12 protein-coding genes and 1 riboswitch are annotated in these 8,531 nt (G+C 62.0%); of the genes, 10 read left to right on the top strand and 2 right to left on the bottom strand.

The window, feature by feature from the left end; all coding sequences use genetic code 11:
• From AC1DX4_RS22575 to AC1DX4_RS22540, 8 genes are all read left to right on the top strand, one after another.
• Nucleotides 1-651: zinc-binding dehydrogenase (locus tag AC1DX4_RS22575; RefSeq protein ID WP_477222383.1), on the top strand; the 651-nt coding region annotated here is incomplete at its 5' end.
• Nucleotides 648-899, top strand: a complete 252-nt coding sequence (locus AC1DX4_RS22570; RefSeq protein ID WP_477222382.1) for a hypothetical protein — start codon at nt 648-650, stop codon at nt 897-899. The genes AC1DX4_RS22575 and AC1DX4_RS22570, both read left to right, overlap by 4 nt.
• A gap of 28 nt (nt 900-927) precedes the next feature.
• Nucleotides 928-1,497: an S-(hydroxymethyl)glutathione synthase gene (gene gfa, locus AC1DX4_RS22565; RefSeq protein WP_477222381.1), complete on the top strand. Its 570-nt coding sequence runs from the start codon at nt 928-930 to the stop codon at nt 1,495-1,497.
• A gap of 67 nt (nt 1,498-1,564) precedes the next feature.
• Entirely contained in the window at nt 1,565-1,894 is a 330-nt protein-coding gene (locus AC1DX4_RS22560) for a hypothetical protein (RefSeq protein ID WP_477222380.1), read from the top strand.
• Nucleotides 1,881-2,369, top strand: a complete 489-nt coding sequence (locus AC1DX4_RS22555; protein WP_477222379.1) for a YaiI/YqxD family protein — start codon at nt 1,881-1,883, stop codon at nt 2,367-2,369. The genes AC1DX4_RS22560 and AC1DX4_RS22555 overlap by 14 nt, the downstream gene beginning before the upstream one ends.
• Nucleotides 2,370-2,400: 31 nt before the next feature.
• Nucleotides 2,401-3,072 carry a DUF1345 domain-containing protein gene (locus AC1DX4_RS22550; RefSeq protein ID WP_477222378.1) on the top strand — a complete coding sequence of 224 codons (672 nt, stop codon included), beginning with the start codon at nt 2,401-2,403 and terminating at the stop codon, nt 3,070-3,072.
• A gap of 97 nt (nt 3,073-3,169) precedes the next feature.
• Nucleotides 3,170-4,051 carry a cytochrome b/b6 domain-containing protein gene (locus AC1DX4_RS22545; RefSeq protein ID WP_477222377.1) on the top strand — a complete coding sequence of 294 codons (882 nt, stop codon included), beginning with the start codon at nt 3,170-3,172 and terminating at the stop codon, nt 4,049-4,051.
• Nucleotide 4,052: 1 nt separating this feature from the next.
• Complete coding sequence (locus tag AC1DX4_RS22540; protein ID WP_477222376.1) at nt 4,053-4,844, top strand: molybdopterin-binding protein; 792 nt, start codon at nt 4,053-4,055, stop codon at nt 4,842-4,844.
• Nucleotides 4,845-4,927: 83 nt separating this feature from the next.
• Here AC1DX4_RS22540 and AC1DX4_RS22535 read toward each other — a convergent pair whose 3' ends face one another.
• Nucleotides 4,928-5,356: a hypothetical protein gene (locus AC1DX4_RS22535; RefSeq protein ID WP_477222375.1), complete on the bottom strand. Its 429-nt coding sequence runs from the start codon at nt 5,354-5,356 to the stop codon at nt 4,928-4,930.
• 216 nt (nt 5,357-5,572) lie between these two features.
• Entirely contained in the window at nt 5,573-6,574 is a 1,002-nt protein-coding gene (locus AC1DX4_RS22530) for a hypothetical protein (RefSeq protein ID WP_477222374.1), read from the bottom strand.
• Nucleotides 6,575-6,811: 237 nt separating this feature from the next.
• Nucleotides 6,812-6,898, top strand: a riboswitch (glycine riboswitch).
• Between the two features lie 149 nt (nt 6,899-7,047).
• On the opposite strand from AC1DX4_RS22530, the gene gcvT reads away from it, so the two are divergent.
• Together gcvT and gcvH are read left to right on the top strand one after the other, a co-directional pair.
• Nucleotides 7,048-8,148 carry a glycine cleavage system aminomethyltransferase GcvT gene (gene gcvT, locus AC1DX4_RS22525; RefSeq protein ID WP_477222373.1) on the top strand — a complete coding sequence of 367 codons (1,101 nt, stop codon included), beginning with the start codon at nt 7,048-7,050 and terminating at the stop codon, nt 8,146-8,148.
• Between the two features lie 5 nt (nt 8,149-8,153).
• Nucleotides 8,154-8,522 (top strand): glycine cleavage system protein GcvH, encoded by a 369-nt coding sequence (gene gcvH, locus AC1DX4_RS22520; RefSeq protein ID WP_477222372.1) that lies wholly within the window; start codon nt 8,154-8,156, stop codon nt 8,520-8,522.
• The last annotated feature ends 9 nt before the right edge of the window (nt 8,523-8,531 follow it).

Raw genomic sequence — 8,531 nt, 5'->3', positions numbered from 1 at the left:
CCCTTCGACAAGATCTGCTACATCGGCTGCGGCGTCACCACCGGCATCGGTGCGGTCATCAACACCGCCAAGGTCGAGCAAGGCGCCACGGCTGTCGTCTTCGGCCTCGGTGGCATCGGCTTGAATGTCATCCAGGGCCTGAAGCTGGCCGGCGCCGACATGATCATCGGCGTCGATCTCAACAACGACAAGAAGGAATGGGGCGAGCGGTTCGGCATGACGCATTTCGTCAATCCGAAGGAGATCGACGGCGACATCGTCCCGCACCTCGTCAACATGACCAAGCGCGGCGCCGACCAGATCGGCGGCGCCGACTACACATTCGACTGCACCGGCAGCACCAAGGTGATGCGCCAGGCATTGGAAGCCTCGCATCGTGGCTGGGGGAAGTCGGTCGTCATCGGCGTCGCCGGTGCCGGTCAGGAGATCTCGACGCGGCCATTCCAGCTGGTCACCGGACGCACCTGGATGGGCACCGCCTTCGGCGGCGCGCGTGGCCGCACCGACGTGCCGAAAATCGTCGACTGGTACATGGACGGCAAGATCCAGATCGATCCGATGATCACCCACACGCTGAAGCTCGAGGACATCAACAAGGGGTTCGCCCTCATGCATGAGGGCAAGTCGATCAGGAGTGTGGTGGTCTATTGAAGGAAGTTCGAATTCGTTTCGTCGACCCTGAGAAGTCGACGATCCATCGAATACGGAACTTCGGCGAGGATGTTTGGCGTAGCTTTCGCGAAGAAAAGCGCGTCACGATCAATCTGGAGGAGATCGATCGTGCGCAAGGTGAGATCGCTTACCTCGTGCATGGCGCCTTCCTAAGGAGGAGTCTGACCGAAGTGCATCGCCTGTTGAAGGTGCACTTCATGGAAAATGAGGTGGTCGTCGAGACCTAGTCGAGATGACAAAACAGGGAGGAAGATAATGCCTGAAAAACTGCATCCGAAAATCGACAATGGCCTGCCCAAGGAAAGCGCAAGCTTTGCCGGCGGCACGCTGGTCTGTGCCTGCACCAGCAAGCCCGTCAAGGTGAAGGTCAAGGGGCAGATCGCCCACAACCACGCCTGCGGCTGCACAAAATGCTGGAAGCCGGACGGCGCGGTGTTTTCGGTGGTTGCCGTTGCCGGCACCGGCGACGTCACCGTCACCGAGAACGGCGACAAGCTCAAGGTGGTCGATCCCTCAGCCCTGATCCAGCGCCATGCCTGCACCGGCTGTGGCGTCCACATGCACGGCCCGGTCGAACGCGACCATCCGTTCAAGGGCTTGTCCTTCATCCACCCCGAGCGCTTCCAGGAGGATGGCTGGTCGCCGCCGGGCTTCACCGCCTTCGTCTCGTCGATCATTGAATCCGGCGTCGATCCGAAGCGGATGGACGGCATCCGGGCGCAACTGAAGTCGATCGGGCTGGAGCCCTATGACTGCCTCAACCCCGGCCTGATGGATTACATCGCCACTTGGACGGCGAAGAAGTCAGGCGCCTTGCCGGCCTGAATTAAAACGAGAAGGGCTAGCTCGCGACGCCAGCCCTTCTCTACCGCGCATCGCCGCCGGGTAATTGATGGATCTCAGGGGCCTCAAGAACTGGAAGTTGAAGCTCCGCTACGGGCGGGTGACAACCGACTTTCATCACTACACGCTGCTTGCCGACGGAGAAGTGCTGTCTCCAAATGCGGGCTACGGAACCACCGACACAGGACCCGCCTTTTTTGGCATGAAGGTCTGGGCTTACAACTCCGATCAAGCGATCGATATGATCCGCACCATCGGCCAACAGGTCGGATTTGCCTGTACGAGGGAAGTATTGGTCTATGACACTGAGCCCGAAGAACCGCCCGGCGCCAAGCCGCGCGGCTATGATTTGAAATTCACCCGTTATGAACCCGACTAGCGGCGATCCATCGCTACCCCAAATTTATGTCGATGCCGATGCCTGCCCGGTCAAGGCCGAGGTCGAAAAGGTCGCCGAGCGCCTTGGCGTCGTCGTCACCTACGTCTCCAATGGCGGCTTGCGGCCATCGCGCGATCCGATGATCCGCAATGTCGTCGTCTCCAAGGGTGCTGACGCCGCCGACGACTGGATCGTCGAGAACGCCCGCGCCAACGATATCGTGATTACCGCCGACATTCCGCTTGCCGCCCGCGCGGTGGCGCTCGGCGCGCATGTGCTTGGGCCCACCGGGCGGCCGTTCACGCCCGAGACAATCGGCATGGCGGTGGCGATGCGCGACTTGAAGCAGCATTTGCGCGAAACCGGCGAAAGCAAGGGCTACAATGCCAGCTTCGCACCGCAGGACCGCTCGCGGTTCCTCGGCGAACTCGACCGCATCTTGCGGCGGGCGCTGAAATCCGCCACACCCAGCTAGAAACCGAGCGCCACCCAGGGTGGAGACCGCCATGGCCGCCGCGATCAAGAACCCCATGCAGCGTCACATGCTGTTCGCAATGTCGGCCTGCTTCGGCGCCGTGGCGCTTGTTGTGGCTTTGCTGCTGCGCGCCCCGCTCGCCTATTCGATCGGCGCGAATGCATTTTTTGCCGCTTACGTCATTCTTGTCGTCAGCCAGATGCCGACCTTCACCGGCAAATATCTGAGCAAGAATGCGCGCGCCACCGACATGCCGGTGCTGGTCATCTTCGCGGTGACGCTTGTTGTCGTCGGTGTTGCCCTTATCTCCCTGTTCCTGTTGATCAATCAGAAGGACAGGGGCAATCCCATCGAGCTCGGCTTCGCGCTGCTGTCGATCCCGCTCGGCTGGTTCACCATCCATGCCATGGCGGCACTTCACTATGCCCATGTCTACTGGATGGACGGCGACGAGGTCGACACCAAGACCAAGACGAGAATCCCGGTCGGCGGATTGCTGTTCCCAGGCGACAAGCGGCCTGAAGGTTGGGACTTCCTCTACTTCTCGACGGTCATCGGCATGACGGCGCAGACCGCCGACACCAACATCTCGACGACGCATATGCGTTGTGTCGTGCTTGTCCATTCGATCCTGTCGTTCTTCTTCAACACGGTCATCGTCGCCGCCGCCGTCAATCTCGCCGTCAGCCTGGGCGGTCCATAATAAATCCGTGATCGGATGAAACATCGGTTTGGATCGCGACGTATCAGGAGGACAATGAACGCGCAGGCCACGTCGCGGGGCCGGGAGACGAGACAAGATGGAATCGGTTGCCAGAAGCCAATCCGAAATTGAGCCGGGCGTTCCCGCTTCGAAAGACAAAACGCTGATCTACCGGCAGTCGCGCTGGACGCGGCTGACCCACTGGCTCTGGGCCATCTCGCTGTTTTTCATGCTGCTGTCCGGCCTGCAGATCTTCAATGCCCGGCCGCAGCTCTACATCGGCAAGCAATCCGGTTTCGGCTACAACAACACCATCTTCGAAATCGGCGCCGAAAACACCAACGCCGGCCCGCGCGGTTACACCGCAATCTTCGGGCACCGCTTCGACACCACAGGCGTGCTTGGCTGGTCAGGTCCGGCTGGCAACGAGACGGCGCGCGGCTTTCCGTCCTGGGCGACCATCCCGTCCTACTATGATCTCGGCACCGCCCGCGTCATCCATTTCTTCTTCGCCTGGATCCTGACGACGACCTTGCTCGTCTGGCTGGTCGCCAGCCTGATCAACGGCCATATCAGGCGCGATCTGGCGCCGCGCCTCGACGATCTCAAGCGGTTGCCGCGGGACATCGTCGACCACGCGAAGCTGAAATTCCACCACACCCGCGAATACAACACGCTGCAGAAGATGGCTTATGGCGGCGTGCTGTTCGTGCTGTTGCCGCTGATGATCATCACCGGCCTTGCCATGTCGCCCAGTATGAATTCGGTTCTGCCGTTCCTCAACGATCTGCTCGGCGGCAGGCAGACGGCGCGCACCATCCATTTCACCGTCATGCTGCTGCTGGTCGGCTTCTTCATCATCCACATCCTGATGATCCTTGCCGCCGGCCCGATCAACGAACTGCGCTCGATCATCACCGGCTGGTATCGCACCGATCCTCCCACGCATGACGACAAAACGCCTGAGAGGAGTGCCTGACATGGCGAAATTCGAAATCAGCCGCCGCAAGTTTCTGACCGCGGCCAGCCTCGGCGCCTCCGGCATCATGCTGTCGGGCTGTGACGCCTTCGACAGCCAGCTGAGCATCGGCAGCGGCTTGCGCAGTTTCCTCGAAAACGCCAATGGGCTGACATACCGGGCGCAACGCTTCCTGGCCGGACGCGACGCGTTGGCGCCGGAATTTACCGAGGCCGACATCCGCCAGCCGCAGCGGCCGAATGGCGTCACCGCGCCCGACGATGACACCTACAAGGGCCTGCTCGCCAACAATTTCGCCGACTGGCGGCTGGAAGTCTCTGGACTGGTCGAAAAGCCGCTGTCGCTGACCCGCGAGCAGCTTCAGAACATGCCGAGCCGCACGCAGATCACACGTCACGACTGCGTCGAAGGCTGGAGCTGCATCGCCAAATGGACTGGCACGCCGCTGTCGCTGATCCTGGACCAGGCGGTGGTCAAGCCGCAGGCGCGCTATGTTATGTTCCATTGCCTCGACACGATCGACCGCAGCCTGTCCGGCGACATCAAATATTACGGCACGATCGACCTGATCGACGCCCGCCACCCGCAGACGATCCTGGCCTATGGCTTGAACGGCAAGCCGTTGCCGGTCGAGAACGGCGCACCGCTGCGCGTCCGCGTCGAGCGCCAGCTCGGCTACAAGATGCCGAAATATCTCTACAAGATCGAACTGGTCGACGGCTTCGCCGATGTCGGCGGCGGTCGCGGCGGCTATTGGGAAGACAATGGCTACGACTGGTATGGCGGCATCTAGCCTCGCCACAAAATGATGATCGGCCCGTGGAGGCCACGGGCCGATCACGAACGCCTAGCTTTGATTGAGCCCCCCGGCCCCGCTCAATAGCCGGCGTAGATCCACTGGCAGTTGTTGTAGGAATCGCAGCTGTAGTACCAATAACCGTCGCTACGCGCCGTTTCGCCGTTCGACGTCGCCATGCTGGCGACCGCATCGGCCTTCTTGGCATCGGCGCCCATTTCCTTGGCCATTTTGGCCATCTTGCCGGTGTCCATCAGCGTCGGCTTGCCGTCCTTCATCTTGGCGCCTTGCTCGGCCACCGGTCCGGCCTCGGCCAGCATTCTGGCGGCGACGAGCATCGCCTCGCCGTCCTTGTCGGCCTTGGCGATGTTGGCCAGCGCCACGGCTGTTTCGACCTTGGTGCGCGCGTCAGCCTGTTGTTGCGGCGTCATCCCGCCGGCAAACGCCAGCGTTGTCGAGCCGAGGCCCGCGGCAAAGGCAAGCGCAAGCATCTTACGTAGCATGGTCATGTGTTGTTCTCCCCTGAGTGGACGTCCCCGCCCGACACTAGAGGAGTTTCATGGCCGACGAACCCTATCGAAACAGATAGGGTGCTTTCCGGCCTGCCAAATCCCGCGACAAGATCGGAACCTCGCTGCGGTCACGACTCGTTTGACAGGCGGTCGCCCCTTGTATGGCAACACAACAACGTCACGGAGAAAGCGACGCGGCGGACGCTGGTTCTTTCAGGCGACCTTGTCGAGCAGCGGCTTCAGCGCCGGATGGATCTCCGGCGAGGCATGCTTGATGAGGGTCAGCAGCGCACGTTCGTTCTCATAGAGAGGCCTGTCCACGCCGATATGTCCGACCAGCCATTTGGCTTCACCGGCATCGATCGTTTCGGCGCGGCGGGCCAAGGCCTCTGCCGCCCTGTTCTTGGCTTCCCACTCGGCCTCGATGTCATCCGGAGACCGGTAGGCCTCGATGATGCCGGCAAGGCCGCCGGAGACCATGCGGCTGAAGAAGCTGCCGATTTCTGGATCGGCGTGTTCGAGGAAGCTTTCCTGTCGCAGCGCGACATCGCGGGTCGGGGCTTCATAGCCGGCCGAGCACATGACGAAATTGGCGATCGCTTTGACGAACAGATCGTTCCAGGACGGATCGTTCTTGGCCTGGGCGGTCTGTTCGTTGATGCTGAACAGCACCTCGGCCTCGCCCCGTGTGATGGCGATGTTGCCGTCACCGCCATGGGCGTGGAGGATACGGCGCAGCAGTTCGACCTCCGCTTTGGCGATCAGCCCGGGCACCAGCGCGCCGCCCAGCATCAGCGGCCCCTTGCCGTCGATGACCGCATGGGCGACCTGCTCCAGCGCATAGACGCAAAGCTTGCTCGGCGAGGATCTTGCTTCTTCCAGCACATGGACCAGCAATTCGAGTTCGGTGCGGCTGTCGACCATGCCGTCGCGCGAGATGGTGCGGACCAGCCAGTCGGCATTGTCCTGCGAGGTGTAGCTGGACGGTTTTTCCTGATGAACGATGTAGTCGGTCACCGCCTCGACGAAGAACGGCGCCCAATCGGCGCATTTGTCCTTGGCCGTCTGGTCGAGCGCGAACAAAGCCTCGGCCTCGCCTCTGGTCACCACGCCATCGGCGAACACGTCGCGGCGCAGCATCACCACATCTTCCGGGGCAATGCGATTCTTCGAGGTCAGCCCTGCCACCGGCGCGCTCATGATCAATTCGCCCATTGTCGTCCCCGTCCGCCCCAAAGCGTTACATCGACCTCCTATATCAGGAGTGTCTTGAAAAACCGGCAAACGGCGTGGTTAGCGAAGACTTGCCGGCACGGCGCGCTTCAGCTGTGCTGAGATTCAGGTCAGGCCGGCATCACCTGAATATCAACGCACCTTTGATGTCGCAGGGAGGTGACAAGGTGTCGCCGACGGGCTATGGATGGCGCGTCGAGGACTTGAGGTTTTGAGTCCTACCTGTTTGCGGGAGAGAGCAGCGAGAGCTGCCGCCGAAGGGGAAATCGCCCGAAATCTCTCAGGCAAAAGAACCGTAGACGGGAAAGACACTCTGGAAAGTCGGGGCTTGCCCCCGCGCCGAAGGTGTAAGCGCCGCTGACAGAGTTCCGGTTGCGCGAGTCTCTCAGGCTTCAGACAGAGGGGCACGGACTGGTCGCCATCAGCGGCCGATTGCGTGCGACTCTGGAGATGACATGACGGGCGACGACAGCAGACACCTCCCCCTCGAAGATATCCACACAGCCGCCGGTGCGCGTTTCGGCGCCTTTGCCGGCTGGTCGATGCCGCTGACCTATCCGGCCGGTGTCATGAAGGAACATCTTCATACCCGCGAACATGCCGGCCTGTTCGACATCTCGCACATGAAGCTGTTCGAGGTCAGCGGGCCAGGCGCGATTGACTTGCTCAACCGCGCCTGCCCACTGGATGCCGGCACGCTCGAAATCTCGCAGTCGAAGCTGTCCTTCTTCCTCAATGAAGCCGGCGGCATCCTCGACGACCTGATCGTCACCCGCCTCGGCAACGAGCGCTTCATGGTGGTCGCCAATGCCGGCAACGCGGTGGCCGATGAAAAGCATCTGCGCGCGCTGGCCGCTGATTTCGATGTGAAGGTTGAGCCGCTCGACCGCGTCTTCCTGGCCATCCAGGGACCTGAGGCCTGGGCCGTGTTGTCCCGCGCGGGCATCGAGACCGGGTCGCTGCTGTTCATGCACGGTGTCGAGCCCCGGAAAAACTGGTTCATGAGCCGGTCGGGGTATACCGGCGAGGATGGTTTCGAGATCGGCCTGCCGGTGGCTGATGCACGCGACCTTGTGGCGAAGCTGCTGGAAGATGAGCGCGTGCTGTGGATCGGCCTTGCGGCGCGCGACAGCTTGCGCTTGGAAGCAGGGCTTTGCCTGCATGGCCAGGACATCACGCCGGAGACCGACCCAGCCGCGGCCGCGCTGATGTGGGCAATTCCCAAGGAGATCCGCGCTTCCGGCGCCTTCATCGGCGCCGATGCCTTGCGCACCGCCGTCGAACGCGGCCCGGCGCAAAAGCGCGTCGGGCTGAGGCCGGAAGGCCGTCAGCCGGTGCGCGCAGGCGCTCCTCTGTTCGACGCCGACGGCAACCCCGCCGGCCATGTCACATCCGGCGGCTTCGGCCCCTCGGCCGGACATCCGGTCGCCATGGGTTATGTCGCCGCAGCGCTGGCAAAGCCCGGCACACGGGTCTTCGCTGATGTGCGCGGCACGAAAATCCCCGTCGATATCAGTTCCCTGCCCTTCACCCCTCATCGCTACCGCAAAGGATGAATTCCATGGCAACGACCTATTTCACATCCGATCACGAATGGCTCCGCGTCGAAGGCGGTATCGCCACCGTCGGTATAACCGACTACGCGCAGGAGCAGCTAGGCGACCTCGTCTTCGTGGAACTGCCTGAGACCGGAAAGAAACTCTCCAAAGGCGATACCGCCGTCTTGGTCGAATCGGTCAAGGCGGCCTCCGATGTCTACGCGCCGGTCGATGGCGAGATCACCGAGGCCAACGGCACGCTGTCGTCCGACCCGTCGCTGGTCAACTCGGCGGCGACCGGCGCCGGCTGGCTGTGGAAGATGAAGCTTGCCGATGAAAGCCAGCTTGCCGGCCTCATGGATGAGGCCGCCTACAAAGCCCATATCGGCTGATAACAGGAC

The organism is Mesorhizobium sp. P3_A8, from assembly GCF_056402995.1.
The sequence above is the reverse complement of the archived record's forward strand: the minus strand, read 5'-3'. Positions and strand labels throughout refer to the sequence as shown.